The sequence below is a fragment of the Streptomyces sp. NPDC048111 genome, assembly GCF_043202815.1.
Taxonomy (GTDB): Bacteria; Actinomycetota; Actinomycetes; order Streptomycetales; family Streptomycetaceae; genus Streptomyces.
The window spans coordinates 72,033-97,449 of the sequence record NZ_JBIDBD010000024.1 but is presented as its reverse complement, the minus strand read 5'-3'; the positions used below and the strand labels follow the sequence as shown (position 1 = coordinate 97,449).

The 25,417-nt window shown below is 71.0% G+C and carries 23 protein-coding genes; 10 read left to right on the top strand and 13 right to left on the bottom strand.

The annotated features are described in order from the left end of the window. Positions 1–473 precede the first annotated feature (473 nt). From ACGF3I_RS28110 to ACGF3I_RS28100, 3 genes are all read right to left on the bottom strand, one after another. Positions 474–1,256 carry a GntR family transcriptional regulator gene (locus tag ACGF3I_RS28110; RefSeq protein ID WP_393136731.1) on the bottom strand — a complete coding sequence of 261 codons (783 nt, stop codon included), beginning with the start codon at positions 1,254–1,256 and terminating at the stop codon, positions 474–476. Positions 1,257–1,379: 123 nt separating this feature from the next. Further along, complete coding sequence (locus tag ACGF3I_RS28105; RefSeq protein WP_393136729.1) at positions 1,380–2,171, bottom strand: hypothetical protein; 792 nt, start codon at positions 2,169–2,171, stop codon at positions 1,380–1,382. Positions 2,172–2,527: 356 nt separating this feature from the next. Then, positions 2,528–3,622 (bottom strand): ROK family protein, encoded by a 1,095-nt coding sequence (locus ACGF3I_RS28100; protein ID WP_393136726.1) that lies wholly within the window; start codon positions 3,620–3,622, stop codon positions 2,528–2,530. A gap of 59 nt (positions 3,623–3,681) precedes the next feature. Here ACGF3I_RS28100 and ACGF3I_RS28095 point away from each other — a divergent pair, with 59 nt between their 5' ends. Both ACGF3I_RS28095 and ACGF3I_RS28090 read left to right on the top strand, forming a co-directional pair. Beyond that, on the top strand, positions 3,682–4,785 hold the full coding sequence (locus tag ACGF3I_RS28095) for a Gfo/Idh/MocA family oxidoreductase (protein WP_393136745.1): 1,104 nt from the start codon (positions 3,682–3,684) through the stop codon (positions 4,783–4,785). Between the two features lie 59 nt (positions 4,786–4,844). After that, positions 4,845–5,312, top strand: a complete 468-nt coding sequence (locus tag ACGF3I_RS28090) for a heme-degrading domain-containing protein (protein WP_393136742.1) — start codon at positions 4,845–4,847, stop codon at positions 5,310–5,312. Positions 5,313–5,333: 21 nt separating this feature from the next. On the opposite strand, the gene ACGF3I_RS28085 is transcribed toward ACGF3I_RS28090, so the two are convergent. The 5 genes from ACGF3I_RS28085 to ACGF3I_RS28065 all read right to left on the bottom strand — a co-directional run bounded on the left by ACGF3I_RS28085 (position 5,334) and on the right by ACGF3I_RS28065 (position 9,899). Continuing rightward, positions 5,334–6,791, bottom strand: coding sequence for a choice-of-anchor A family protein (locus ACGF3I_RS28085; protein WP_393136723.1), 1,458 nt, complete (start codon positions 6,789–6,791; stop codon positions 5,334–5,336). Between the two features lie 162 nt (positions 6,792–6,953). Further along, positions 6,954–7,811 carry a fumarylacetoacetate hydrolase family protein gene (locus ACGF3I_RS28080; RefSeq protein WP_393136720.1) on the bottom strand — a complete coding sequence of 286 codons (858 nt, stop codon included), beginning with the start codon at positions 7,809–7,811 and terminating at the stop codon, positions 6,954–6,956. A gap of 133 nt (positions 7,812–7,944) precedes the next feature. After that, positions 7,945–8,721 carry a YidC/Oxa1 family membrane protein insertase gene (locus tag ACGF3I_RS28075; protein ID WP_393136718.1) on the bottom strand — a complete coding sequence of 259 codons (777 nt, stop codon included), beginning with the start codon at positions 8,719–8,721 and terminating at the stop codon, positions 7,945–7,947. A gap of 168 nt (positions 8,722–8,889) precedes the next feature. Next, complete coding sequence (locus tag ACGF3I_RS28070; RefSeq protein ID WP_393136716.1) at positions 8,890–9,213, bottom strand: DUF6412 domain-containing protein; 324 nt, start codon at positions 9,211–9,213, stop codon at positions 8,890–8,892. 152 nt (positions 9,214–9,365) lie between these two features. Next, positions 9,366–9,899, bottom strand: a complete 534-nt coding sequence (locus ACGF3I_RS28065) for a winged helix-turn-helix transcriptional regulator (RefSeq protein ID WP_393136714.1) — start codon at positions 9,897–9,899, stop codon at positions 9,366–9,368. A gap of 243 nt (positions 9,900–10,142) precedes the next feature. Here ACGF3I_RS28065 and ACGF3I_RS28060 point away from each other — a divergent pair, with 243 nt between their 5' ends. Next, positions 10,143–11,561, top strand: a complete 1,419-nt coding sequence (locus ACGF3I_RS28060; protein ID WP_393136712.1) for an MFS transporter — start codon at positions 10,143–10,145, stop codon at positions 11,559–11,561. Positions 11,562–11,650: 89 nt separating this feature from the next. On the opposite strand, the gene ACGF3I_RS28055 is transcribed toward ACGF3I_RS28060, so the two are convergent. Genes ACGF3I_RS28055 through ACGF3I_RS28045 form a run of 3 tightly spaced genes read right to left on the bottom strand, consistent with a single transcriptional unit; the run spans position 11,651 to position 14,193 of the window. Continuing rightward, positions 11,651–13,165 carry a sodium:solute symporter gene (locus ACGF3I_RS28055; RefSeq protein WP_393136709.1) on the bottom strand — a complete coding sequence of 505 codons (1,515 nt, stop codon included), beginning with the start codon at positions 13,163–13,165 and terminating at the stop codon, positions 11,651–11,653. Continuing rightward, positions 13,162–13,386 carry a DUF3311 domain-containing protein gene (locus ACGF3I_RS28050; protein ID WP_393136708.1) on the bottom strand — a complete coding sequence of 75 codons (225 nt, stop codon included), beginning with the start codon at positions 13,384–13,386 and terminating at the stop codon, positions 13,162–13,164. The genes ACGF3I_RS28055 and ACGF3I_RS28050 overlap by 4 nt, the downstream gene beginning before the upstream one ends. A gap of 9 nt (positions 13,387–13,395) precedes the next feature. Further along, complete coding sequence (locus ACGF3I_RS28045; protein WP_393136740.1) at positions 13,396–14,193, bottom strand: class E sortase; 798 nt, start codon at positions 14,191–14,193, stop codon at positions 13,396–13,398. A 128-nt stretch (positions 14,194–14,321) separates the two neighbouring features. On the opposite strand from ACGF3I_RS28045, the gene ACGF3I_RS28040 reads away from it, so the two are divergent. The 3 genes from ACGF3I_RS28040 (at position 14,322) to ACGF3I_RS28030 (ending at position 19,557) form a co-directional block, all read left to right on the top strand. Beyond that, positions 14,322–15,335 (top strand): SEC-C metal-binding domain-containing protein, encoded by a 1,014-nt coding sequence (locus ACGF3I_RS28040; protein WP_393136705.1) that lies wholly within the window; start codon positions 14,322–14,324, stop codon positions 15,333–15,335. Between the two features lie 72 nt (positions 15,336–15,407). Further along, complete coding sequence (locus ACGF3I_RS28035; protein WP_393136702.1) at positions 15,408–18,545, top strand: DUF3427 domain-containing protein; 3,138 nt, start codon at positions 15,408–15,410, stop codon at positions 18,543–18,545. Positions 18,546–18,636: 91 nt separating this feature from the next. Continuing rightward, entirely contained in the window at positions 18,637–19,557 is a 921-nt protein-coding gene (locus tag ACGF3I_RS28030; RefSeq protein WP_393136700.1) for a restriction endonuclease, read from the top strand. On the opposite strand, the gene ACGF3I_RS28025 is transcribed toward ACGF3I_RS28030, so the two are convergent. Further along, the gene (locus tag ACGF3I_RS28025) at positions 19,554–20,213 is read right to left on the bottom strand and encodes an ATP-binding protein (protein WP_393136697.1); all 660 of its coding nucleotides are present in this window, start codon (positions 20,211–20,213) and stop codon (positions 19,554–19,556) included. The genes ACGF3I_RS28030 and ACGF3I_RS28025 overlap by 4 nt on opposite strands. Before the next feature lie 203 nt (positions 20,214–20,416). Between ACGF3I_RS28025 and ACGF3I_RS28020 the strand changes: the two genes are divergently transcribed. The 3 genes from ACGF3I_RS28020 (at position 20,417) to ACGF3I_RS28010 (ending at position 21,847) form a co-directional block, all read left to right on the top strand. After that, positions 20,417–21,262, top strand: coding sequence for a helix-turn-helix domain-containing protein (locus ACGF3I_RS28020; RefSeq protein WP_393136694.1), 846 nt, complete (start codon positions 20,417–20,419; stop codon positions 21,260–21,262). Beyond that, complete coding sequence (locus ACGF3I_RS28015; protein WP_393136692.1) at positions 21,262–21,453, top strand: DUF397 domain-containing protein; 192 nt, start codon at positions 21,262–21,264, stop codon at positions 21,451–21,453. Before ACGF3I_RS28020 ends, ACGF3I_RS28015 begins: the two co-directional genes overlap by 1 nt. Positions 21,454–21,541: 88 nt before the next feature. After that, the gene (locus tag ACGF3I_RS28010) at positions 21,542–21,847 is read left to right on the top strand and encodes a hypothetical protein (protein ID WP_393136689.1); all 306 of its coding nucleotides are present in this window, start codon (positions 21,542–21,544) and stop codon (positions 21,845–21,847) included. A gap of 379 nt (positions 21,848–22,226) precedes the next feature. Here the strand turns inward: ACGF3I_RS28010 and ACGF3I_RS28005 are convergent, their stop codons facing one another. After that, on the bottom strand, positions 22,227–23,780 hold the full coding sequence (locus ACGF3I_RS28005) for a GDSL-type esterase/lipase family protein (RefSeq protein WP_393136686.1): 1,554 nt from the start codon (positions 23,778–23,780) through the stop codon (positions 22,227–22,229). 196 nt (positions 23,781–23,976) lie between these two features. Here ACGF3I_RS28005 and ACGF3I_RS28000 point away from each other — a divergent pair, with 196 nt between their 5' ends. After that, positions 23,977–25,368: a DUF445 domain-containing protein gene (locus tag ACGF3I_RS28000; protein ID WP_393136683.1), complete on the top strand. Its 1,392-nt coding sequence runs from the start codon at positions 23,977–23,979 to the stop codon at positions 25,366–25,368. Positions 25,369–25,417 lie beyond the last annotated feature (49 nt).

Sequence of the window (25,417 nt, the reverse complement as noted above, 5' to 3'; positions counted from 1 at the left end):
CTCCGCCCCTCGGACCCCGGCGGGGGCTGCGCCCCCTGCACCCCCCTATCGCGCCTGAACGGCGCTCGTCCTCAAACGCCGGACGGGCTGAGGTGGCCTGCGCGGGTCGGCACCGGTGCTGTTAGGGGCGCGGGGAACTGCGCGAGAAGCGACCACGGCCCGCGGATGAAGGTCCCTCGGGCAGGCTGAGGTGCCCAGTGCTGGCCCGCACCAACCCCGCTAAGGGGCGCGGGGAACTGCGCGAAAAGCGACCACGACCCGCAGACGGACGGGGGTTAAGGGGGCGCGGGGAACTGCGCAAGGCAGGCCGGGACGCACGTGCCGCCCAGCACCGGCCCTGCCAGGGGCGCGGGGAACTGCGCCAGGAGCGAGCACGGCCCGCAGACGGACGGGGGGTCAAGGGGCGCGGGGAACCCCGCAAACCCCGGGCCCCCAGACCCCAGGGGCGCGAGGAACTGCGCAAAGGGACGGGGTCAGTGGTTCAGGTGGGTGGTGAAGGAGAAGCGGTCCCCTCGGTAGAGGGTGCGCACCCGCTCCAACGGCACCCCCACCCCATCCCGCGAAACCCGATGGATCAGCAGCATCGGCAGCGCAGGAGGCGTACCGATGAGCAGCGCCTCCCGCGGAGTCGCCAGCACCGTCTCGATGCGTTCGTCCACCTCCCCGAGCGTCACCCCGAGCCGGTCACGCAGGTAGCCGTAGAACGAGGAGTCCGGCGTGAACTCCTCGTCCAGGCGCGGCATCCGGGCCACCGGCGCGTACGTGCTCTCCAACCCCACCCGCTCGTCGTCCGCGAGCAGCACCCGCTCCATGTGCCACACCGGCTCCCCCCGTTCGAGCCCGGTCTCGGCGGCGAGCGCGGGCGGGCACGGGAAGCGTTCGAGGGCGATCAGGTGGCGGCCCGGCGTACGGCCCTGACGGCGCACCCCCTCGGTGTAGCTCGCCAGCGACAGCGGCTGCGCCAGCTTCGCGCCCGCCACCACGGTGCCCCGCCCCTGCCGTCGCAGCCGCCCTTCGAGGAGCAGCTCGCGCAGCGCCTGGCGCACCGTCTCGCGCGCGACCTCGAACCGCAGCGCCAGATCGCGCTCGGCCGGCAGCGCGTCCCCCTCGCTCAACTCGTCCACCAGCAGGGCGATGTGGGCCTTCACGGCGTAGTACTTGGGGATGCGCCCGTGCTCGGGGATGCCGGAGCGGACGGGGGCGCCGGGTGCCTGGTTCTCGGGGTAGCCGGGCAGCGAGTCGTTCGGGGTGTCCACGGGGTCGATGCTCGCACGGCCGGATGAACGCCCGGGGCGCCCGTCCCCGCGGCCCAGCCCCACCCCCGTGCACCCCGCCCGCCCTCGCCGCTGGACGGCGCCGCGGCCCGGCAACACCGCGGCTCAGCGGCGCCGCCCCCGTGCGCCCCGCACCATCACCACCAGCCCCGCGCCGCCCAGCAGCAGCACCGCCGCCGTCAGCGCGAGGCCCGTGAGCGCGCCCGCGCGGCCCGTCGCCGCGAGCTCCGAGTCCAGGCGGCCCAGCAGGTCGTCCTCCGGCACGATCTCGAAGCGGTAGTCCCCGGACTCCCCCACCCACTGCCCGTCGCTCCCCCGGCGCTGCACGATCGCCGCGTTCGCGGTGATCAGATCGGGCACCGCGTCCGCGGTGAAGCCGAGGCGCACCGGCACCGTGAGGGTCTTGCCGGGGCCGATGGCGAAGCCGGGGAAGCCGTCGTCGAAGACGCCGATGTGCTCGTCCTCGTCCGTGCTCACGAAGGTGACGGGGTGTCTGCGGCCGGTGGCGGGGTCTTCGAAGTCCATCGTGAGCCGGGTGTTCTTCAGGGTGCGGTCGCGGTCCACCAGGACGAGGACGGGGTGGATGCCCTCGCAGGTCTCGTGCGAGGTGTTGGTGAGGTCGAGGTACCAGTCCTGCGGCCCGTCGCCCGCCCGGTACTCCGCGGGCCCGCCGTGGATCCTCGTGTCGAGCGGGAACGCGCTGCCGGTTCCCGCGCAGAGCGGCAGCTTCGACGGGGCCGGCGGGGCGACCGGCGCGGCGGCGACGACCGGCTTGCGCGGCGCGAGGTCGTGCCGGCCCGGTGGGAGCCTGCCGTCGTCGGCCGCGGCCACCGCGGCGAAGGGGGCGCTGAGTGCGGTAGCCACCGCGGTGGCGACCAGGGCGGGGCGCAGTCGCATGGGAGACCTTTGCTGCTCGCGGCGTTCGGGGTCCGGGGCCGCCGCCCGTCCGGAGTCGGCGCCTTCCGGTCGGGCCCGGCCGTGAGTCCGCGAGCCTGCCACGGCGCCACCCGCGCCCCCGGCACGCCACGTCCGGGCCGCCCGCCGCAGGCCGCCAAGACCGCCCCATCAGCCCAATATCAACCCAATGTCGGCCCATCGTATGGACGTTCCGCGAATCCCGGCCCGCCCGGCCCATCGCCGGCGACCCATCCCTGGCGCCGGTCCGTCCGGCCCGCCGCGCAACCCACCACCGGCCCGGCCCCTCCCCACGGATACGCCACCGCAGCCCGGCCCACCACCGGCCCGCCCCCTCCCTACGGATACGCCACCCCCGCCCGGCCGAACACCGGGACGAGCACGAGCTGCGCCGCGCCCTCGGCGACCGCGTGCGGGCCCCCCGCCGCCGCCCGCACCGGCACCGCCGGAGCGCCCCCGCGCCGGGCCCGCTCCTCGACGACCGCGGCCACGCCCCGTACGAAGGTGTCCTGGTCGGCGGTGACCGTACGTCCGCCGAGCAGCACCGCGTCGATGTCGAGCAGTCCGACCAGGTTCGCCGCGCCGACCCCGAGGAAACGCGCCGCCGCCGCGATGTCGCCCCGGGCGACCGAGGTCAGGCACAGCGCCTCGATGCAGCCCCGCCCGCCGCAGCCGCAGGCGGGCCCGCCGAGCAGGATCGTCTGGTGACCGAACTCGCCCGCACCCGTACGGGCCCCGCGGTGCAGCGCTCCGCCGAGCACGAGACCCGCGCCCAGACCGCTGCCCAGATGCAGATACGCGAACGAGCCCGCCGGCCCGCCGGTGCGCAGGGCGAGGCCGAGGGCGGCGGCGTTGGTGTCCTTGTCCAGGACCACCGTCCGCCCGAGCCGCTCGGCGAGGGCGTCGCGCAGCGGGAACCCGTTCCAGTGCGGGAAGCCGGTGACGCGGTGCAGCACCCCGGCCGTGTGGTCCAGCGGGCCCGGCATCGCGACGCCCACCCCGAGCACCCGGCGCCCGCCGGTCAGCGCCTCAGCCTCGGTGGCGGCGGCCTCCACCACGGCCGCCGGTTTGGCACCGAGATCCAGCGGCACGGTCCGCGCGCCCACCAGGGTGCCCGCCAGGTCGACGAGGACCGCGGTCAGCTCGTCCCGGTCCAGGTGCAGTCCGATGGCGTGCCCGGCGGAGGGCACCAGCTTGAGCACCGTGCGCGGCTTGCCGCCGGTGGAGGCGCGGCGGCCCGCCTCGGTGGCCGTCCCCTCGTCCCGCAGCCGCCCGGTGATCTTGCTGACCGCCTGGGGGGTGAGCCCGGTGCGCTCGGCGAGCTCCAGTCTGCTGATGCCCTCCCCGCCCGCCGATCGCAGCAGATCCAGCACGAGCGCGGCGTTGTGGTGGCGCAGCGTCGGCAGGTTCACACCCGTATTGCTCCTGTTCACCGACCCATTGTCCCTCTTGCTTGCACTTTGGCAACAGCGTTGCTTAAGTGGAAGCCATGATGGCTCCCAGGAATCCCAGGAACGCTTCTTCGACCGACGGCCTCCGCGTGGGACTCGTGGGCTACGGCCTCGCGGGCTCCGTCTTCCACGCGCCGCTGATCGCCGCGACGGAGGGCCTGGTGCTCGACACGGTCGTCACCTCGAACCCCGAGCGCCGCGCGCAGGCCCGCGCCGAGCACGGCGAGGAGCTGCGCTTCGCGGACTCGCCCGAGGAGCTGTACGACGCCGGGCTCGACCTCGTGGTGATCGCCTCGCCCAACAAGACGCACGTCCCGGTCGCGACCGGCGCGCTCAAGGCCGGCCTGCCGGTCGTGGTCGACAAGCCGCTCGCCGGCACCGCGGACGAGGCCCGCGACCTGGCCCGGCTCGCGCAGGACCGCGGTCTGCTGCTCTCGGTCTTCCAGAACCGGCGCTGGGACAACGACTTCCTGACCCTCAAGGGGCTGCTCGCGGAGGGCGGCCTCGGCGAGGTCCAGCGCTTCGAGTCGCGCTTCGAGCGCTGGCGCCCGCAGCCCAAGGGCGGCTGGCGCGAGTCGGGCGACCCGGCCGAGATCGGCGGGCTCCTGTACGACCTGGGCAGCCATGTGGTGGACCAGGCGCTGGTCCTGTTCGGGCCCGCGCTGCGCGTCTACGCCGAGGCCGACGTGCGCCGCCCCGGCGCCCAGGCCGACGACGACACCTTCATCGCCATCACCCACGCGAGCGGGGTCCGCTCCCACCTGTACGTCAGCGCCACCACCGCCCAACTCGGCCCCCGCTTCCGGGTGTTGGGCTCGGCGGCCGGCTTTGTGAAGTACGGGCTCGACCCGCAGGAGGCGGCCCTGCGCGAGGGCCGGCGGCCCACCTCCGGCGAGCCCTGGGGCCTTGAGGCCCCGTCGCTGTGGGGCCGGGTCGGCTGCGGCGAGTCCCCGCTGAGCGGCGGCGGCAACCCGCTGGAGACGGTCCCGGGCGACTACCCCGCGTACTACAGGGCCATCGAGAAGGCGCTGCGCGAGGGCGGCGAACCGCCGGTCACCGCGGACGAGGCGGCGGCGGCCCTCGACGTCCTGGAGGCGGCCCGCCGCTCGGCCCGCGAGGGCGTGACGGTGGAGCTGGCGCTGTGAGGGCGCGGGACACCGCCGCCCGCCCGGAGGCGGCGGAGGGCTCCGCGGCCGAGGACCCGGTGAAGGCCCTTGAGGCGGAGCAACAGCGCCTGGTGCTGCGCCACTTCACGTACGAGGACGCGTGGCGGCTCGGCACGCTGCTGCGCGGGCTCGCCGTCGAGCGCGGAGCCCCGGTCGTCATCGACGTACGCCATGGCACCCGTCAGGTGTTCCGGTGCGCCCTGCTCGGATCGAGCGCCGACAACGACGCGTGGATCGACCGCAAGCGGCGGGTGGCCGAACGCTACGCGGCCCCCTCGTTCCTCGTCGGCGCCCGCTTCCGCGCGAAGGGGACGACCTTCGAGGAGTCCTCGCGCCTCGACCCCGACTCCCATGCCGCGCACGGGGGTTCGTACCCGGTGGCGGTCGAGGGCGTCGGGGTCGTGGGCACGGTGACGGTGTCAGGCCTCCCGCAGGCGGAGGACCACGCCCTGGTGGCCGAGGCGCTGACCCGGATGGTCAACGACCCTGCACAGCAAGGCGCCTGACGTCGCGTCAGAGATCTCTCGTCACAGCCCCTTCGGCTTGCGGGTGACGGCGAAGGTGATGCCGCCGGCCGTGACGAGGGTGACCGCGAGTCCGCCGATGAGGATCATCGTGTCGGACGGCGTGCCGGTGTCGGGCAGTTCGCCGCCCCCGCCGTCGTCCCCGTACCCGCCGGAGACACCGCCGCCGCTGGTGTGACCGCCGGTGGTGCCCCCGTCGTTCCCGCCGTCGGTGCCGCCGTCGGTGCCGCCGGTGGTGGTCTCCTCGGAGTCGGTGGGCGACGGGGTCGGGGGCTCGGGGGTCGGAGGCTCAGGAGTGGGCGTCGGGTCCGGGGTGGGCGGCTCCGGGGTCGGGTCGGGCGTGGGCGGCTCGGGGGTGGGGTCCGGCGTGGGCGGTTCCGGGGTGGGCGTGGGCTCCTCGCCCCGGCAGCGCGGGAGGTCCCCGTTGAACGGGTAGGCGTGGATCTCCTGCCCGCCGCCGCCACCCACGACCGAGGTGTGGACCAGCGAACCGACCGTGAACAGGCGCCCGTTGACGCCCGGCAGCGTGATCGTCGTCGTACTTCCCGTGTTGCCGACGAGGACGCTGCCGGAGAACTGGCCGCTGCCGCGCAGCTGGACCGCCTCGGCGTCGGGGAAGTTCCAGAGCAGCCGGTCGCGGAGGGCGGCCGGGAGCATGCCCATATAGGTGTTGATCTCGCGGGCGTCGCCGATGAGGTTGACCAGGACCGTGGCCCCGTCGGGGATCCGGTCGAACCGGAAGCCCTGGGCGCCGCCCGAGCGGCCGGCGAGGTCGAAGTCCACGGTGAACACCTGGAGGGCGGACGTGCCGTCCCCGGTGAACACGGTCTCGCTGCCGTTGTTGCGCGCGGTGCCGGTCGCGGGCCGCGGTTTGCCGTCGACATAGGCGTAACAGCGGCTGGCCGCGGCGAGGTCCGGCCGGAGGTGGGCGTACGGCGCGGCGGCGCCGGGATCGTGCACGGCGCGCGGCCGGACGGTGCCGTTGAGGGCCCCGCCGTACCGCACGTCGCCGTGGGTCGCGCCCTCCTCGGCGAGCAGGCGCTGGCCGGTGGCGACGGTGACGTCCTTGCCCGCGGTGAGGAAGTCGGTGCCGTTGTCCGGCGGGACGCGCGAGCCGACGCCGGCGACGCCGACGTTGTAGACCTGGGAGACGCCGGTGGCCTTGTGCTGGTCGAAGTTCCCCAGGACGACGACCTTGCCCTCCGCCTCGGCGGCGGCCTGGCGCACGAGGAAGTCCCCGCCGACGAAGACGTTGATGTTGTTGTCCCGCCCGGCGAGGGCCCCGTTGTTGGGGTCGGGATACGGGACGACCGGGCAGCCGCTCCCCTTGCAGGGGCCGAGCCCGTCCGGCAACGGATCGGCGAAGCCGAGCGAGGCGAGCGCCCCGACGACGACGGCCGCCCCCACCACGACGACCGAGGCGGTGGCCGCCCTTTTCCGCATTCCTGGCGTGTTTCGCATATGCGCAATATGCGAAGTTATGACGGCAATTCCCTTGAGACACGCACGGGGGCGCCCCCGTCCGGCGGAGGGGCGACCCCGGCGGGCCGAACGGGGGCGGTGGGGTGGACGGCGAGGGGCGGAGGGCAGGGGGCGCGGGGCCCCTCCACTCCCCCCGGGGCGCTACGCGTCCTTGAACGCCTGCCGCTGCCGCCCGAGACCCGACACCTCCAGCTCCACCACGTCCCCCGACCGCAGGTACGGCTTGGGCTCGGGCTGCCCCATGGCCACCCCCGCGGGCGTGCCCGTGTTGATGACGTCACCCGGGTACAGCGTCATGAACTGGCTGACGTACCGCACGACCTCCGCCACGGAAAAGATCTGCTGCGCCGTGGACCCGTCCTGCTTGAGCTCGCCGTTCACCCAGAGCCGCAGCGAGAGCGCCTGCGGGTCCGGGACCTCGTCCCGGGTGACCAGCCACGGCCCCAGCGGGTTGAACGTCTCGCAGTTCTTGCCCTTGTCCCACGTGCCGCCGCGCTCGATCTGGAACTCGCGCTCGGACACGTCGTGCGACACCGCGTACCCCGCGACGTACGCCAGCGGGTCCTCGTCGTCGGCGACGTACCGCGCGGTGCGTCCGATGACGATGGCGAGCTCGACCTCCCAGTCCGTCTTCACCGAGCGGCGCGGCACGAGCACCGTGTCGTGGGGGCCGACGACCGTGTCCGCCGCCTTGAAGAAGACGACGGGCTCGGCCGGTATCGCCGCCCCGGTCTCCTCGGCGTGGTCGTGGTAGTTCAGCCCGATGCACACGACCTTGCCGATGCGCCCCACCGGAGGCCCGACGCGCACCCCGGTGTCGTCGAGCGCGGGCAGCGTGCCGGCGTCGGCCGCGGCCCGGATGCGGTCGAGCGCGGACTCGTCGGCGAGGAGCGCGCCGTCGATGTCCGGCACGAGGCCGGACAGGTCCCGCAGGGTTCCGTCGGCGTCGAGCAGCGCCGGACGCTCTTCGCCGGCCTGGCCTACGCGCAGCAGCTTCATGGTCAGTCTCCCTTGGTCGAGCCGGGCCCGGCCGATGGGTAGCGGCCATCGGAGGATCGTCCGATCCTCCAAGGAAGAGGTCCAGTCCGCAAGACCCCGTTCACAAACTGGACCGTAACCGGGGTCGGGGGTGCTATGCGGCGGCGGCCAGTGCGGCCGGCGCGGGCACCATGTCGCGGTAGAGGAAGGCCCGCTCGACGGCGGTCCAGGTGGTGCTGGTCACGACGTAGAGCGCGGCGGCCAGCGGCACCACGGCGACGGTGAACAGCGTGGCGAACGACAGCAGCGGCATGAACTTGTTCATCGCCCCCATCGCCGCGGCCGTCGGCGCGTCCTCCTGCGCACCCGGCACGACGACCGGGTTGGCCGCCATCTGCCGCTTCGTGCGCCGGTAGTTGAAGGTGGCCACGGCGGCGACGATCGCGAACAGCGCGAGGTAGACCAGACCCTGCGCCCCGAACACCCCGCCGTGTCCGAGCGCGTCCGTCCAGCGTCCACCGAGCGGCGCCTGGAACAGGGTGTGGCCGAGCAGCCCGTTCGCCTCGCCGCCGATCCGCGCGCTGGAGAACAGGTGGTAGAGCAGGAAGAACGCCGGCATCTGGAGCAGGCTCGGCAGGCAGCCGGAGAACGGCGACACCTTCTCGGCGGCATGGAGTTCCATGATCGCCTTCTGGAGCGCCTTGCTGTCCTTGCCGTGCTTCTCGCGCAGTGCCGCAAGTTGCGGCCGCAGCCTGGCCTGCGCCTTCTGGCCGCGCGCCGCCTGCCGCGACAAGGGGTGCACCGCAAGCCGTACCAGCGCGGTGAACAGCACGATCGCGGCAGCCGTGGAGGCGCCGTGGAAGACCGGTTCGAGCAGGTCGGCCAGGTGCTCGGCGAGGTCGGCGACCGCGCTGAAGAGGGAGGTGAACATGGCGAAGCCCTCCGGGGCATCTCGTCAGGAAAGACACGTGGACCGCACGACCTGGCCGTACGGGACGCCTGCGCCGGACGCGCTGCGCGGGGTGTACGGAACGTCGATGACGTGCGGGAGGTACGGGTCGGCGTGACGGGCCGCGACGGGCGGAGCCGGAAAGGCGCCCTATGCGGCCGTCGGGACGAGAACCCCGGGCGCTCGGGGACGGGGCCGCCCGGAGGCGTCCGGGTCGCGCTGCGGCAGGAAGGCGGTACGCCGTTCCCGGTCGCGGATCGCGGTACGCACCCGGGTGCGTGCCACCTGCGGCACGGCACGCGAGGCGAGCGCCGCGCACACGGCGAGCGCGGATCCGGCGGCGGCGGTCGCGGCGAGCGCGACGGCGGCCGAGAGCATGCCGCCCTCGACGAGGACGGCCTGGGCGAGCAGGAAGAGCAGGAGACCGAACAGCGGCCGGGCCAGGCGTGCGCACCGCGTAATGACGCCGCTCATGCCACCCTCCTCCGCTCGTCGGTGCCCGTTGGTTCCGCGCTGGTTCACTGGTGGACGCGCCGCCGGATGGGCCGCGCGTTCCCTCCAGCCGTTATACACGACGCCCCCGGGAACGCGTCAGCCACGGACACCGGAAGCCCGGGCCCGCCCGCTCAGGGCTGCTTGAGTTCGAGCGGCTGCAACAACCGCCTCGGCTCCCGCAGCGCGCGGCTCACCGGATCCTCGGCGGGCCCGAGCCCGGGCCCCGGCCGCATCTCGACGTCCGCGGGGTCGACGACCCGCCCGCAGACCCGGCATTCGCCGTACGCCCCGAGCTCGGTCCCGCACTCCGCGTGGTGGAAGGTCCGCATCGGCCGCGCGTCCGGGTTGAAGGCCCGGCCCCAGAGCCCGAGCGCCCGCAGCGCCGGCCACAGCGCCCGCCCGAGGTCCGTCGGCACGTACTCGTCGCGCGGCGGCGACTCCTGATAGCGGCGCTTCTCCAGGATTCCGGTCTCGGTGAGCGACTGGAGGCGAGCGGCGAGGACGGCCCTCGGGATCTTGAGGTGCACCAGGAAGTCGTTGTAGCGGCGCACCCCGTACAGCGCGTCCCGCACGACGAGCAGCGTCCAGCGCTCGCCCACGATCTCCAGGGCGCGGGCGATGGAGCACTCCTGTGCCGCGTAGTCGTAGTCCTTGCCGAGAGCCATACGCCCCAGCCTACCGCCCGGGTTCACTGAACGAACCTTCGGTGCTAGGGTCGGGACCAGGCAGGTTCGTTGACTGAACCGAGTCGGGGCGCGGAACGGCAACCCGAACCGCACCCGCACCACGAGCCGGGCCCGCACCACCGACCCGGAGCCCGCCGAACCGTCCGTCCCGCCCAGACTCCGTCCCGCCCCGGACTCCGCCCCGCACCCGCACCCCGGATCCATGCCTCCGTAAGGGAAGCCATGACGCAGGCAGCACGCCGCACCACCAGCACCCCGCGCACCGACCCCGACACCCGGGCCGTCGCGACCGGCCCCGCCGCCGACGGCGCTCCCCCGGCCGCGTCCCCGCACCCCGGCGCCACCCTCGCCGTCACCAGCGCCGCCACCGCCGTCGCGCTGATGAACTACACCGCCCCGATGCTGACCCTGCCCGGCATGACCGCGTCGTTCCACACCGCGCTCTCCGCCCAGGCCTGGCTGCTCAACGGCGCCCCGCTCGGGCTGGCCGCGCTGCTGCTGATCGCGGGCAGCCTCGCCGACGACCACGGCCGCCGCCGGGTCTTCCTGGCCGGCACCCTCGCCCTCGGCCTCACCATGGCGCTCGGCGCCCTGGCCCCCACCACACTGACCTTCACCCTGGCCCGGGTCGCCCAGGGCATGGCGTCCGCCGCCGTGCTCGCCAGCAGCCTCGGCCTGCTGGTCGCCGCCTTCCCCGAGGGCGCCGCCCGCATCCGGGCGACCGGGGTGTGGGGCGCGTTCGTCAGCGGGGGCATCGCCGTGGGCCCGCTCCTCGCGGGCGCCCTCGCCACCCTCGACTGGCGCCTGGTGTACGGGGTCCTGGCCGTGCCGGCACTGATCACCGCGGCCTGCGCGGTGCGCGCGCTGAGCGAGTCGCGGGCCCCGCGCGGCGGGCGGCCCGACGCCCCGGCCGCGCTCACGCTCAGCCTCGCGTTCACGTCCCTGATCGGCGCCCTGACGCTGGGCCGCGACGGCTGGCTGCGCCCGGCCGTGCTCGGCCTGCTCGTCGCCGCCGTCCTCCTGACCGCCGTCTTCGTGGCCGTGGAGCGCCGGGCCGCCGCGCCCATGATCGACCTGGCGCTCTTCCGCCGCGCCGACTTCCTCGCCTCCTCGGCCGGCGCCCTGTTCACCGGCCTGTCGGTGATCGGGTTCTTCAGCTATCTGCCCGCGCTGCTCAGCCACTCGCTCGGCACCTCACCGATGAACGCGTCCTGGCTGTTCGTGCTGTGGTCGGGCTCGGCGTTCGTGGTGGCCCTCCAGTCCCGGCGCCTGGCGGGCCGGGTCGCGGCCCGCCACCAGCTCGCCATCGGCTTCGTCCTGCACGCGGCCGGCGTGCTCACGATGCCGGGCGCCCTCGCCTCCGGCCCCCTCCCGCACCTCGTCCCGGGCCTCCTGCTCGCCGGCATCGGCAGCGGCCTCCTGAACGCGGCGCTGCCCCGGCTCGCCGTCGAGTCGGTGCCGGCCGAGCGGGCCGCGATGGGCTCGGGCGCCAACAACACGGCCCGCTACATCGGTTCGTCGGCCGGAGTCGCCCTGACCATCGCGGTGGCCCCGGCGGGCCCGGACGCCGTGGTCGTCGTCTCGGCCGCCCTGGCCGTCGTGGCCACGGCCCTGACGGTGGTGCTGCGCTCACGCGCGTAGGGACGGCCTCCCCCGGGTGGGAGCCGGCGCCTCGACGACCGGTGCCGGGCTCCCCCGGCGCCCCACCGCGGGAGTGCCCGGCGGCGCGCTCACCGGCCGGGGGACGACGCGGCCGGCTCCTCCTCGCCGGGGCCCTCAGGAAGGGGATCGCGGGCAAGCACGTCGTCCGCGACCGGCTCTCCCCGCGGACCGAGTAGGGAAACGGCAAGCGCCACAAGGAGGTTGACGCCGAGGGCGATGATCCCGGCGTTGACCCCCCACACCGGATCGTGGTCGCTGAACACGAACCCGCACACCGTCGCGACCCCCACCACGAGCCCCGCGAGCCCGCCCGCCAGGGTCAACCTCCGCCACACGAGGCCCAGAAGCAGCATCGGCAGCAGCTGCGCCATCCCCTCGTACGAGATGAGCGAGAGGCGTACGAGCGTGTTGGGCACGGTGTACGTCATGAGCAGGGCCAGCGCCCCCGCGACGACCACCACGACCTGGGACGCGGCCTTCTGGCGCTCCCGCAGCCGGGGCATGAGCGAGAGCACGCTGCGTCCCCACATCGTGCCGATGACCAGCATGAACACCGCCATCGGCACGATGGAGGACAGGGCCGCGGCCACTCCGATGAGCCCCACGCTCCACGGGGGCAGCGAGTCGACGACCAGCTTGAACAGGGCGAGATTGGAGTCCGCCCCGGCGAGCCCCGGCACCACGAAGATCGCGGCCATGCCGAGGAGCATCGGCACGAAGAGCAGCACGTTGTAGGCGGGCAGCAGCATGGCGTTGCGCCGCAGGGCGTCCGCGCTGCGGGCGCCGAGGTAACCGGCCACCGTGGTCGGGAAGATGACGACGGTCAGGGAGTTGAGCACGGAGGTGGTGGCGAACCACGCCTGTCCAAAGGTTCCGCCGTGGCCCGGCAACGTGAGCCAGTCGCTCTTCTCGCGTACGACCCGGTCGAGGAAGTCTCCGTACCCGTCGAAGTAGTGCAGCGGCACATAGATCGCTAGGAACGCCAGGGTGGCGATGACGAGTACGTCCTTGAGCACGGACACCCAGGCGCTGCCGCGCAGTCCGCTCACCACCACGAACCCCGTGGTGACCGCGAAGGCAATGAAATAGGCCCAGTTGAGCGAGATCGCGCCATAGGAGATGGTCGAGACGACCACACCCATGCCGGTGATCTGCAACTGGATGTACGGCAGCAGGAAGACGGTGGCGAGCAGCGCCACGAGCGCGCCCACCCACGGCCGCCCGTAGCGGTGGGCCACCATGTCGGTGATCCCCACCAGTCCGTGCCTCTTCGCGTACGCCCACAACATGGGTCCGACCACATAGCCCACGGCGTAGCCGCACGACATGTAGGCGACCACATACAGCACGGGTGCGCCGTAGTTGTAGCCCCAGCCCGCGGCGCCCAGATAGCTGAAACTCGTATAGCTCTCGCCCGCCATCAGCACCCAGATGAACACGGTGCCCAGGCTCCGCCCGCCGACCGACCACTCGGCGAGCCCGCCGGCCCCGCCGCCCCGGCCGCGTACCGCGAAGAGCCCGAGCGCGACGGTGGCCACCATGAAGACCCCGAAGACGGACGTGGCGACCGCGGCCCCGCTCATCGGGCGCTTCCCGGGCGGGCGCCCCGACGGGCGTCCCGGCGGTCGGCCCGCCAGGCGAGCCAGATGGCGAGGGGGGTGACCAGCGTCGCGAGGAGCAGCCAGAAGAAGAGGAAGGGCAGCCCGAGCACGACGGGCCGCACCCGGTTCACGAAGGGCAGTGCTCCGAGGTACAGCAGATAGGGCACCCCGAGCCACAGCAGATGAATTCGACGACGACGCATCCGGTCACGCTAACGCGGGCGGCTCCCCCTCAACTTCCCCCACACGACGAGCCGGTAGGTGGAGGTGTACTCCGGCGTGCAGGTGGTGAGCGTGATGAACCGATCGGGCTCGCTGTACCCGTACGAGGGCTTGACACCGCTCCGGGGCACGGAGGCTATGGTCCCGCCGTCCCGCGCCGAGGTCTGCGGCAGTACGGAATCGACCACGTACGTATAGACGGTGTCGCGCGTCTCGACCACGACGCTGTCGCCGGGCCGCAGCCGGTTGATGTACCGGAACGGCTCGCCATGGGTGTTGCGGTGCCCGGCGAGCGCGAAGTTGCCGGTCTGCCCCGGCTGCGCGGTCCCCGCGTAGTGCCCGACGTACCCCTTGTCGAGGACCCCGGCCTTGCTGATCCCTTGCGCGATGGGCGCGGTGACCCCGATCCGCGGTATCCGGATGACGGCGTACGCGAGGTCCGCGGGCGGCGCACCCGTCCGGGCGGAGCCCCGCGTGGCCGCGCCGCCGGCCTCGGCGGGCCCGGCGCCCGCGGGATCCCCGTCGACGGCGACGTCCTCCTCGGGCCCGGCCCCGGCGGCGCCCCCCGCACCCCCAGCGCCCTCCCTGTCCGCGCTCCCCCACTGCGCCTCCAGGGAATGGACCGTACGCCCGGCCTCGGCGCGGGCCTCACGGTTGGTCCACCACAACTGGTGCGCGACGAGCAGCAGCACGAGCAGCCCGCACGTCACGGCGAGCTCGGCCCCGGCCCACAGCCCCCGGGCCGCCCACGCGCGCCGCGCGCGCCCGCCCTGCACCCTCACCGGCATCCCTGTGCGCACGGGCGCAGGGTAGGTGTGTGAACCGCAACTCACCAGGCCCACAACGTGACGGACGCGACCCACCAGCGTCAAAAGCGCCCTCCGCCGGGCCCCCGTACAGCAGTACGGTGTCCCTCATGCGCCCCGACACGCCTGCCGATCACACCGCCGAAGCCGAGCGTCTGCTGCGCACAGCGGCCCAGTACCCGGAGGACCACGAGCCGCTGCTCCTTCGCGCCGCCGCCCATCTGGAGCTCTCCGGCGACCGCCCCCGGGCCACCACGCTCTACGACCGCCTGCTGTCCGCGAAACTGGACCGCCCCCATCTGGTGAAGGCGTTCAAGGCGGCGAACCTGTGGGAGTACGGCCACGAGCCGGAGGCCCGCGCCATCATCGAGGGCATCCGGTCGGCGGCCCCGCTGGACCCGGCGGCGTGGGGGGTCGTCGCGGAGACGCTGGAGTCCCACGACGAGCTGGACCTGGCGCACGCCTCCCTCACCACGGCGCTGACCCTGCTGGGCGTGGGCGAGGCGACCATCGACCGGGCGGCCCTCCCGTACAGCACCCAGTCCCTGCTCGCCACCCGCCACCGGGTGCGCCGCCTGCTGGCGCTGCCGCACGACTCCTGGGACGACCTGGCCGACGAGCTGCACACCGCGCCGATCTCCCTGGACGAACTCCACGACCCCAAGCGCCTGTGGTCCCTCGGCTCCGAGGACCCGGCCGAGCTCCAGGCCGAACTGGCGCGCCTGCGCGCGGAGTTGGGCAACTACCGCGTCGCCCTGTCCCGCCCGTTCCCGGTGGCGGTCCTGCACTGGCCGGAGCCGGAACTGGACGAGCTCCTCACGGCGTACCCGGAGCTCCAGTCCGAATACCCCACGCACACCGCCCACTTGCTGGACATCGAGGCCTCCCTGCGCGAACTGGCCGCGGCCGGCACCCCGAACCTGGGCATCGTGACGGCCACGGTCCCCTCCTACGAGGCCTTCGCCGCCTCGGAGTCCTCCTCCCCCGCCAACGCGGACCTCCTCCCCCAATACACCACCACCCTGGCCGCCCGAGGCCGAGCCGTCTCCTGGCCCCCGGGGCGGGGGGCGGACTGCTGGTGCGGGTCGGGGGTCAATTACGGGGACTGCCATGGGGCGGCTTGACCCTCTCGGGTGACGTGGATTGTCAGTGGCCTCTGCTTCACTTGGGGTGACAGTTCACGGGAGGGACGCAGCGTGACTAACACCGTCGATCCGGGGCAGCCCATCACCGGCCTGTACGAACAGCTCGTCACTCTGCGCCTCACCGAGCAGCTCAAGGCACTGGATGGAAGCGGCTGGCGGACTATCGATGCCGAGGTCGGCGCTGACTCGGCACCTCACGTACTTGCTCGCCACATCGCTGACACCGTGCGGCAGGTGCTCCATCGCCTGCCGGCGGCAGAGCGCGTGCATGCCGCCAACCACATCCTTGAATCCATGAGCACATTGGACGGCGCGCGGGAGTGGGTAGACCTCGTGGCCGATGGGCCACGTCAGTTGCTGGCCGTTGCAGAGCCCGAGGCACCCGGCGTCTATACGCTTCGACCCGCCACCCCTCTCTCCGATACCGCGCTGATCACCAACGCGCCGGACGACCCTAATCTGGGCTTTGAACTTCGAGCCGAGCTCGCCACCGCCGATCGAGTGGACCTTCTCTGCGCTTTCGTGAAGTGGCACGGTTTGAGGGTGTTGGAGCAGTCCCTTAAAGCAGCCCATGCCCGTGGCGTACCGATTCGAGTGATCACCACTACCTACATCGGCGCCACGGAGCGGCGGGCCCTTGACCGATTGGTCAAGGAGTTCAACGCCGAGGTGAGAGTGAGTTACGAACTTCGGTCCACCCGCCTCCATGCGAAGGCGTGGCTCTTCCGACGCAATAGTGGGTACGACACTGCCTACGTCGGTAGCTCGAACCTTTCCAAGGCAGCTCTTCTGGACGGACTGGAATGGAACGTACGCCTGTCGTCCGTCGCCACCCCCGATGTCTTGCGCAAGTTCGATGCCACGTTCACCTCGTACTGGAACGACCCGACCTTCGAGCTGTACGACCCTGTCCAGGACGGCGCTCGACTTGACGAGGCTTTGAGCCGGGCATCAGGACGAACGAGCGGTGCCGAGCGCCCCTCGCTCCAGCTGTCGGGCCTGGAAGTCCGGCCGTACCCACACCAACGGGACATGCTGGAACGCCTTGAAGTCGAGCGAACCGTCCGCGATCGGCATCACAATCTCCTGGTCGCGGCTACGGGGACCGGCAAGACGGTGATGGCCGCCCTGGACTACAAACATCTGCGCCAGAAGCTAGGCCGCGATGCACGTCTCCTCTTCGTCGCTCACCGCAAGGAGATCCTGCAACAGTCGTTGCGCACGTACCAGGACGTTCTTGTCGATGCCGACTTCGGCGAGCTGCTCTTCACCGGGGAGATCCCCGAGCGTTGGAGCCATGTCTTCGCGAGTGTGCAGTCCCTCAACGCGCGTGCTCTAGATCGGCTCGCTCCGGACCACTTCGACATCATCGTCATTGACGAGTTCCATCACGGCACCTCTCCGACGTACCGCAAGATCCTGGACCATTTCCGTCCCACCGAACTCCTGGGCTTGACCGCGACGCCGGAACGCATGGACGGCAAGAACATTCAGGACGAGTTCTTCGACGGTCGTATCGCGGCCGAGCTGCGCTTGTGGGAGGCACTAGAGAACGATCTCCTCAGCCCTTTCCACTACTTCGGGATCAGTGACAACACTGATTTGTCCGCTGTGGCCTGGAAACGCGGTGCCTACGACACGGCCGCCCTGAACAACATCCTCACCGGAAATGACGCCAGGGCCCGCCTAGTGATGAAAGCGGTCGAAGACAAGGTAACCGACTGCGCTACCATGCGGGCCTTAGGTTTTTGCGTCTCGGTCGCCCACGCGCACTACATGGCCGAGTACTTCCAGCGGGCCGGCTTGAACGCCGTAGCCCTGTCCGGTGAGACAGCGCCAGATGAGCGCAAGCGAGCGCTGGTCGACCTGAAGGCAGGCACCCTCCAGGTGATCTTCTCCGTAGACCTCTTCAACGAGGGCTTGGACATCCCTGACGTCGACACACTTCTGCTCTTGCGCCCCACTGCCAGCGCGACAGTCTTTCTTCAGCAACTCGGTCGAGGCCTGCGTCGGAGCGAAGGCAAAGCCGTGCTCACAGTTCTGGACTTCATTGGGCAGCATCGCAAGGAGTTCCGCTTCGAGAATCAGTTTCGAGCCTTGACAAACCTGACTCGGAGACGACTCCTGCATCACATCGAGAACGACTTTCCGCAGCTCCCGTCTGGTTGCCAGATCATCCTGGAGCCCAAGGCAAAACGGGTCGTCATCGAGAACATCAAAGCGCAACTGGGCGTCAACGTCGCTACCTTGGCGCGCGAAGTTGCGGCATACGGCGAACCTCGTCTGAGCGCTTACCTGAAGGAGAGCGGCCGTGAGCTCAAGGAAATCTACCGTGGCGGCAACTCTTGGACCGGCCTGCTGCGCCGCGCCCAATTCCTGACCACCCCTCGCACCGACGGGGAGACGGCGCTCCTCAAGCGCGTGCCGTCTTTCCTCCACGTAGACGACCCCCTACGGGTGGCCGCCTACTCTCGTCTCCTGGCAGACCGACCACCCGCTTACAGGGAGCTCAGCACGCAAGGGCAGGGGTACGCCCGCATGCTCTTCTTCTCTTTGTGGCCCCTAGGTGGCGACTTCACAAGCTACGACGAGGCCTTCGCCTCACTTGCTGAACAGCCCTCGGCCCGCGAGGAACTGAGGCAAGTCCTCGCTTATAACTTGGCGCGCACGGAACACGTCCCGGTGCCACTTCAAGGCGATCAGGCCGACCTCCCACTCACCGTGCACGCGTCATACACGCGCGAAGAGATCCTGCCCGCCCTCGGCCAGTCAGAAATCGGCGGCTTCATGCCAGCTCACTTCCGCGAGGGTGTGAGGTGGTGCGAGTCCACAAGGACGGACGCACTGCTCATCACGCGCGAGAAGGACGAGAAGGACTTCTCGCCCCAAACGCGCTACCACGACTACGCGTTGAGCGAGACGCTCTTCCACTGGGAGTCCCAAAACCAGACGTCAGAGTCGTCACGTACCGGCATGCGCTACCAAAACCATCTGAAGGAGGGCAGCCATGTCCTCCTTTTCATCCGCCGCTACAAAAGCACCGACATCGGAGGGGCTCAGCCGTGGATGTTGCTGGGGCCAGCCCACTACGTCAACCATCAGGGGAGCAAGCCCATGGCGATCACCTGGCAGCTTGCCCATGAGCTTCCAGTCGACGTGTTGACGTACTCGGTGATCGCAACCGGCTGACGGGGGCTGCAATCTCGGGCGTTGACTTGGGAACCATGGCTGCGTTATGGCAGTTCATATCTTGACGATCACAACCACGGGGAGACACATAGTGGACATAGCGGCTATAGGCGCAGAGGTCAGACGCACAAAAATCCATGACAAGCACGGCGGGAATCGACAGAAAGGAATCAGTCGCCCGAAGGAACCCCCGTACCTCTTCCTCTTTTCCAACCCGGCACGAGCCGGCGCCTATGGCTACTACGACGGGTGGGGCGAAGATGGCTGCTATCACTACTGCGGCGAAGGCCGTTACGGCGACCAAGAGATGACTGGCGGCAACTCGGACATCCTTGATCATCAGCAGCAGAAACGTTCGCTCCAGCTATTCAAGTCCACGGCCAAGGGCGTAGTAACTCGCTTGGGCGAGTTCGTTCTCGACGAAGAAGAACCTCACTACACTACCGATGCGCCTGGCACTGACGGCGTGATCCGTACCGTCATCATGTTTCGCCTGCGTCCCGTCGACAAGGCGCCGCCGAAACCAAAGACCGCTCTCGCGCCTAGCCCCGCTGCTTTCACAACCGTGGTGGATGTCGACGTCGAAAAGCATAATGTTGAACACATGACGGTGAGCCCCAGCGGTAAGTCGAGGCAGTCCGAGCGTCGCGAGGCCAAGCTCGTCAAAGCCTACCGCCGCTACTTGGAATCGCGTGGCCACGACGTCACTCGGAAGAAGATTGTGCCCGAAGGTGAACTGGAAGCGCTCTACACCGACCTCTTCGATGTCACGAACCAGCTGCTCATCGAAGCCAAAGCGAACGTGACGCGCGAAGCAATTCGCATGGCGATAGGTCAACTCTTCGACTACCGCAGGCACTTGACGCCTAGGCCGGATATCGCGCTACTCCTTCCCTCGAAGCCACGCGCCGATCTCCTCAAGCTGTGCCACACCGCAGAGGTGGCTGCACAGGTAATCTGGCCCGATGGCGATGGATTTGAAACGAGTAAACCCAAAATTCACATGCCTTAAGGTGATTTCGCCCCCTGCTCGAAGTGCCCCCAAGCCTTGTCGATGACTGCCTCGCAATCGCGGCCGTGCACACTCAGCCATCGGAGGAGGTCGACGATCACGTTAACCGTCACCTCCTCCATGGCCAGGAGCGGTGTCATCATCCGCCTTTCAGGCGCCGGATGCATCTGCCCGTCGAGCCAGTAGGTGGTCAACAACGCCTCTGCACGCACTACTTGGGGATCGTTGACGTGATCGTCCGCAGATCGTAGCCCCGTAGCCAGTTCACACCACGTGACCTTCGTGTCCTCTCGAAGGATCACTCCCCACCGCTCCGCAATCGCTTCGACGAGCACCATCCCCCTTCCCGAGTCGTCATGTGCATTGGCCGACAGCAGGGTCGGCAATGCCCGGGTGTCAGGGTCGGCGACCTCGATGCGTAGCCGACTGCCGTGCATGGATACGGTCAACGTCGTCGGGGTTCCGGGCCCGACGTGGGTGATGACGTTGGCGGCCAACTCAGTGACGCAAAGCTGCGCCGATTCGACGACATGCGACAGCCCCCATATGGCCAGGTGTAGACGCACCACACGTCTCAGGCCGGCGAGTTCGCAAGCCTCGGCCAGGAACGGTAGAACCCACGCTTTGCGATCGATGCCGAAGCGACATCCGTTCATGACAACTACGCCTCACTCCCAGGACGGATCGTTCCCTATGTCGCGACACCTCTCCAGGGTGGCAGCGGAACTCTCAATATGGAACTCTCACAAGGGAGATGTGGAGGCGTAGCTCCTCCCTGCGCGCCCTAGGCGTGCGCCGCCTTGTCTCGTACTCGGTCGACCAGGCAGGCTCAGGTAGATCGACAAGAAGGGCTGTCACCATGGCGGTTGGACCGACCACTCGCAGGCGCCAGCTTGGCGCCGACCTACGCCGACTGCGCGAGCGCAAGGGGCTCACGCTGGAGGAGGCTGGTGCCCTCGTCGGGGTTTCCAAGGCCACCCTGAGTCGCTATGAAACCAAGGAGGGCCCGGTTAAATGGCCCGCGGTGGACGCCCTTTGTCGCGAGTACGGCGCCTCGAAGGAGGAGCGAACCGCCCTCGTCGAACTGGCGAAGGGCGCCAAGATCCAAGGCTGGTGGCGCTCGCTTGCCGACCCGGTCCCGGAGTCAATGAACTTGATGTTGACCCTGGAAGACGAGGTAGTACGGGAAGATCACTACGCATGTATGTACGTTCCTGGGCTACTTCAGACACGTGCGTACGCCGAGGCCGTCCACCGCGCCTCGGAAATGCGCTGCACCGAGCAGGAGATCGCGCACATGGTGGACATCCGCATGAAGCGCCAAGAACTCCTCATCCGTGAAGACGCTCCGCACATCTGGGCCGTGGTCGATGAAGCGGTCATCCGCCGCATGGTCGGGGGAAGAGACGTCATGCGCGAGCAGTTGGATCACCTGCACACACAGTCCAGACAGCCCCAAGTGACCGTTCAGGTACTGCCGTTCATGCAAGGCGCGCATGCCGCCGCGGTTGGTAGCTTCGTGATCCTGGGCGGGCCCACGCCCGAACTCGACGTCGTGTACGTGGACATCATCGGTGGCGGCCTGTTCATGGAGAAGCCTGAAGAGTTGGAGCGCTATAGGTTGGCGTTCCAGTATCTGAGCGCTCAGGCGTTGGACATCGAGACGTCAGCCGCGCTCCTCGATCGGGCCCGCAGGGAGCTTTGATGAATGACTACGACATCCGCTGGGTGAAATCCTCGTACAGCGGTGGTAGCGGTACGGAGTGTGTGGAGACCGCACGTGTCCTTACTCGGACGGCGGTACGCGACTCAAAACGGCCCGATGGACCGCGCATATCGTTCGGAGCTTCCCCCTGGGCTGTCTTCGTGCGAGCCATCCAACTCGATGCCCTGTGAGGATGGGCACTCAGGGCCCATGACCCCCTCGAAACCCCGCCCCGCCCCCGCGTTAGCCTCGAGGAAATCGGACTCTTGGAGGCAGACCATGGCGAAGGTGCCCGGAACTCTTGTCGCGGCCGGTGGGCTTGTCGGGGGGTATGGGGTGGCTCGGTGGAGCAGGAAGCGGGCGCTTGGTGGGGTGGCGCTCGCGGGGGCCGGGGCGCTCGCGGCTCGGCAGTGGCAGCAGGCGGCCGGGACCAAGGCGGCCGTCGGTCTGACCACCGCCTACGTCGCCGCGTTCGCCGGCTCGCACCCGCTCGCCAAGAAGGTCGGCGCCTGGCCCTCCGTGTTCGGCGTCGCCGGGGCCGTCGCCCTCGCCTCCTGGGTCGTCACCCGGGGTTCCGGCGAGTAGGCGGAGCACTCGCAGAAAGTTTGGGGCGCCTTTGAACGCGGCCCCTTGCCGGGCCGTACCTCTGGGCAACTCCCCGCAGTGGTCGGGTGCATGGCCGCCTTCGCCGTACGGACGACAGGGACTGGCAGAGCCGTATGGCGTGGTTCGCTCGCGGCGGTCGTGCACCCGGCGGGAGGGGAGAGTTCGGGTTCGGTTCGGGGTCATTTGGGGGCGGTTTGGGGTGGTTTGGGGTTCGGTGACCTCTCCGGTGGCCTCTCCTCTCCCGCGGCGCCCTGCTCGGCCCCCACCCTCAGCGCCTTCCGGTTGCCGCACCCGGCCCTGCTGCAAGAGATGCCTTCTCGGTGTCGGTCGGCCGAACCCTGGCGCGCGGGCCGCACGGTTACAGGGCTCCCAAGTTCAGTGCCGCCCCCAGCGCCCCATACCCCGCATCCCCCGGATGCAGCCCATCCCCCGAGTCGTACGCGGCACGCAGCTCCTGCGGCGCGTTCGGGGCGCGCAGCGTGCGGTCCGCGTCCACCAGGGCGTCGTAAATCCCGCCCCCGCGCAGCGCCGCGTTCACCCGCTCCCTCGCCTCCCGCACCCGCGCCGTGCACGGCCCGTACCCTCCGCACGGCGTCAGCGTCGTCCCCAGGACGCGTACGCCGTGGGCATGGCCTCGGCGTACCAGTTCCCGCATGCCGGACAGCAGCGCCTCCGCGTTCCGCTGCTCGCCGCTCAGCAGGTCGTTGATGCCCAGCTCCACGATGACCGTCCGCACCCCGGGCCGCTCCAGGGCGTCCCGCTCGAAACGGTCCAGGCCGCTCGGGCCCGTCAAGCTGCTGAGCAGGCCGTTTCCGCCGATGCCGGCGTTCAGGACGGCGCGGGGAGCAGTCTCGGCGGTGCGGAAGGTGCCCTCGGTGGCGCGGAGTGCGCCCGCCCCAGGCCCGAGCGCCATGGCCTCGCCCGCGCCAGGCCCCGGCTCCGTGGCCTCGCCCGGAACACCCTCGGTGGCGCGGACGACGCTCTCGCCGGCCCGGGTCGGGGTGGACCCGCCCGTTCGGGGCGGCCTCTCCCCCGCTCGCGGCGCCGCCCCCGCACCCTCAGCTGCCCTGAGGCGGTCCGCCAAGACATCGGTCCAGCGGTGGTTCGCGTCCGGTGTCGAGCCGACGCCCTCCGTGATCGAGTCGCCGAACACGACCACCGCGCCGGCCGCCGGCCCCGGACCCGGGCCATCAACAGTCGGCCCACCCGCCACCCCGCCCACATCCACCGCCGTCACGTACTGCCACGCCCCGGTCGTCCCCGGGAACACCCCGGGGTCCGCGGCGCGGTCCGTCTCGCCGACCGTCACGTACGAGGTCTGCTGTGCCTGGGGGTGCACGGTGACGGGGCCCGCCGCGTACACCGTCACGTACAGGTCCGCCGCCTCCGGCACCGCGAACGCCAGCGGGTCGCTCACCGCCTCCCGGCCTGCCGGGACCTGGAGCCGCATCAGGCCCTGGAAGGTCAGCGTCCGCATCGTCCCGGACGGGTCCGCCGCGGTCGCGAGGGTCGCGTGGCGCAGGTCGAGCGGGGTGTTCCCGAACAGGTTCGAGACGGTCACCCGGGCCCTGCTCCCGCCCAGCGTCGTGTGCACGACATTGCGTACGGTGCGGGCGGTGCCGGCGACGCCCAGGGTCCCCGCGCCCCGCACGGCTCCCGCAGCCCATCCGGCCCCCGCGCTCCCGACCCCCACGGCGCCGTCCTGCGGCCCCCACCCAACCACCGGAGCGGAATACCACGTACCGGTCCAGCCACCCGACCCCGCGCCGGCCCGCACCGCCACCCCGGCCCGGGCCCCGTCCGCACGGGCCGGCGCCCCCGTCGCGTACAGGGCCGCCGTCACCACGAGCATCAGCGCGGCGAGCAACGCCGGGCACCGGGCCCCGCGCCCGCCGCGGGCGCGTATCGGCATGATCCGAATGTACGGCCGCCGCCGCCCGCCCGGCCACGCGAACGGGTGACGGGACGCGTGTGCGGGAACTGAACGCGCGCCCCGGAAGTACTTCCTGTAGAGGTCGTACGCGTACGCGTCCGTCGTCGTGAATGATCGGGGCGTGGGTACCCGCGGGCACGTGGGCGCACAGGCGGAGCGAAGGGAACGTACGCGCATGGAGCGGCGCATCGACCGTACGACAGCGGGCCCCGGGGCCGAGGGGACACCGGCGGGACACCCCGCGCCGCGCGAGCCAGGCGCCCCCGCCCCGCGCGAGCCGGGCACCCCCGCGCCGCGCTCCTCCCCCTTCGCCTACACCGCGGCGGACGAGGAGAAGCGCCGGGGCGTGCGCCGCATGAAGGCCACCGCCACCGGATTGCTGCTCCTGGTCGCGGTCGTCTTCGGCCTCGCCACCTGGGCCGACCGCTCGGGCGCCGGCGCCTGGGCGGGCTACGTCGCGGCGGCGGCCGAGGCGGGCATGGTCGGCGCGCTCGCCGACTGGTTCGCGGTGACGGCCCTCTTCCGCCGCCCGCTCGGCCTGCCCATCCCGCACACCGCGATCATCCAGAACAAGAAGGACCAGTTCGGCGCCTCGCTCGGCACCTTCGTCGGCGAGAACTTCCTGTCCGCCGAGGTCGTGCGCGCCCGCCTCCAGGCCCTCGGCATCGGCCGCCGCCTCGGCGCCTGGCTCGCCGAGCCCGAGCACGCGGACCGGGTCACCTCCGAGCTGGCCACGGCGCTGCGCGGCGCGCTCACCGTGCTGCGCGACTCCGACGTCCAGGCCGTCGTCGGCGAGGCCATCACCCGCCGGGCGAACGCGGCGGAGATAGCGCCCGGCGTCGGCAAGGCGCTGGAGCGGATCGTCGCCGACGGCAGCCACCGCAAGGCCGTCGACCTCGTGTGCGTACGCGCCCACGACTGGCTCGTCCTGCACGGGGATTCGGTGATGGACGCGGTGCAGGGCGGCGCCCCCGGCTGGACGCCCCGGTTCGTGGACCGCAAAGTGGGCGAGCGGGTCTACAAGGAGCTGCTGCGCTTCGTGACCGAGATGCGCGACATGCCGGCCCACCCGGCACGCGGCGCGCTCGACCGCTTCCTCGCCGACTTCGCCGCCGACCTCCAGGCGGATTCGGAGACCCGCACCCGGGTGGAGCGCTTCAAGTCGGAAATACTGGGCCGCCCCGAGGTGCAGGACGTCATCGCCTCCGCCTGGTCCTCCGTACGCTCGATGATCATCGCAGCGGCGGAGGACGACCACAGCGAACTGCGCCTGCGCGCACGGGCGTCGCTGCTCTCGCTCGGCACCCGCCTGTCCACCGACGCCCGCCTCCAGTCCAAGGTGGACGGCTGGCTGGAGGACGCGGCGGCGTACGTGGTGTCGACGTACCGGACGGAGATCACCTCGCTCATCACGGACACGGTGGCGTCGTGGGACGCGAACGACACCTCGCGCAAGATCGAGGCGAACATCGGGCGCGACCTCCAGTTCATCCGCATCAACGGCACGGTGGTCGGCGCTCTCGCCGGGCTGCTGATCTACACCGTCTCCCACGCCCTGGGCGGCTGACCCACTTCAACGCCCTGGGCGGCTCGCCCGACTCCCCCGCCCTGGGCGT

Coding starts and splice junctions, on each gene's coding strand:
- ACGF3I_RS28105 (WP_393136729.1), bottom strand. CDS start 2,171: ATGCGACTGCGCCCCGCCCTGGTCGCCACCGCGGTGGCTACCGCACTC.
- ACGF3I_RS28095 (WP_393136745.1), top strand. CDS start 3,682: ATGGCTCCCAGGAATCCCAGGAACGCTTCTTCGACCGACGGCCTCCGC.
- ACGF3I_RS28085 (WP_393136723.1), bottom strand. CDS start 6,791: ATGCGAAACACGCCAGGAATGCGGAAAAGGGCGGCCACCGCCTCGGTC.
- ACGF3I_RS28080 (WP_393136720.1), bottom strand. CDS start 7,811: ATGAAGCTGCTGCGCGTAGGCCAGGCCGGCGAAGAGCGTCCGGCGCTG.
- ACGF3I_RS28075 (WP_393136718.1), bottom strand. CDS start 8,721: ATGTTCACCTCCCTCTTCAGCGCGGTCGCCGACCTCGCCGAGCACCTG.
- ACGF3I_RS28070 (WP_393136716.1), bottom strand. CDS start 9,213: ATGAGCGGCGTCATTACGCGGTGCGCACGCCTGGCCCGGCCGCTGTTC.
- ACGF3I_RS28065 (WP_393136714.1), bottom strand. CDS start 9,899: ATGGCTCTCGGCAAGGACTACGACTACGCGGCACAGGAGTGCTCCATC.
- ACGF3I_RS28060 (WP_393136712.1), top strand. CDS start 10,143: ATGACGCAGGCAGCACGCCGCACCACCAGCACCCCGCGCACCGACCCC.
- ACGF3I_RS28055 (WP_393136709.1), bottom strand. CDS start 13,165: ATGAGCGGGGCCGCGGTCGCCACGTCCGTCTTCGGGGTCTTCATGGTG.
- ACGF3I_RS28050 (WP_393136708.1), bottom strand. CDS start 13,386: ATGCGTCGTCGTCGAATTCATCTGCTGTGGCTCGGGGTGCCCTATCTG.
- ACGF3I_RS28045 (WP_393136740.1), bottom strand. CDS start 14,193: ATGCCGGTGAGGGTGCAGGGCGGGCGCGCGCGGCGCGCGTGGGCGGCC.
- ACGF3I_RS28040 (WP_393136705.1), top strand. CDS start 14,322: ATGCGCCCCGACACGCCTGCCGATCACACCGCCGAAGCCGAGCGTCTG.
- ACGF3I_RS28025 (WP_393136697.1), bottom strand. CDS start 20,213: ATGAACGGATGTCGCTTCGGCATCGATCGCAAAGCGTGGGTTCTACCG.
- ACGF3I_RS28020 (WP_393136694.1), top strand. CDS start 20,417: ATGGCGGTTGGACCGACCACTCGCAGGCGCCAGCTTGGCGCCGACCTA.
- ACGF3I_RS28015 (WP_393136692.1), top strand. CDS start 21,262: ATGAATGACTACGACATCCGCTGGGTGAAATCCTCGTACAGCGGTGGT.
- ACGF3I_RS28010 (WP_393136689.1), top strand. CDS start 21,542: ATGGCGAAGGTGCCCGGAACTCTTGTCGCGGCCGGTGGGCTTGTCGGG.
- ACGF3I_RS28005 (WP_393136686.1), bottom strand. CDS start 23,780: ATGCCGATACGCGCCCGCGGCGGGCGCGGGGCCCGGTGCCCGGCGTTG.
- ACGF3I_RS28000 (WP_393136683.1), top strand. CDS start 23,977: ATGGAGCGGCGCATCGACCGTACGACAGCGGGCCCCGGGGCCGAGGGG.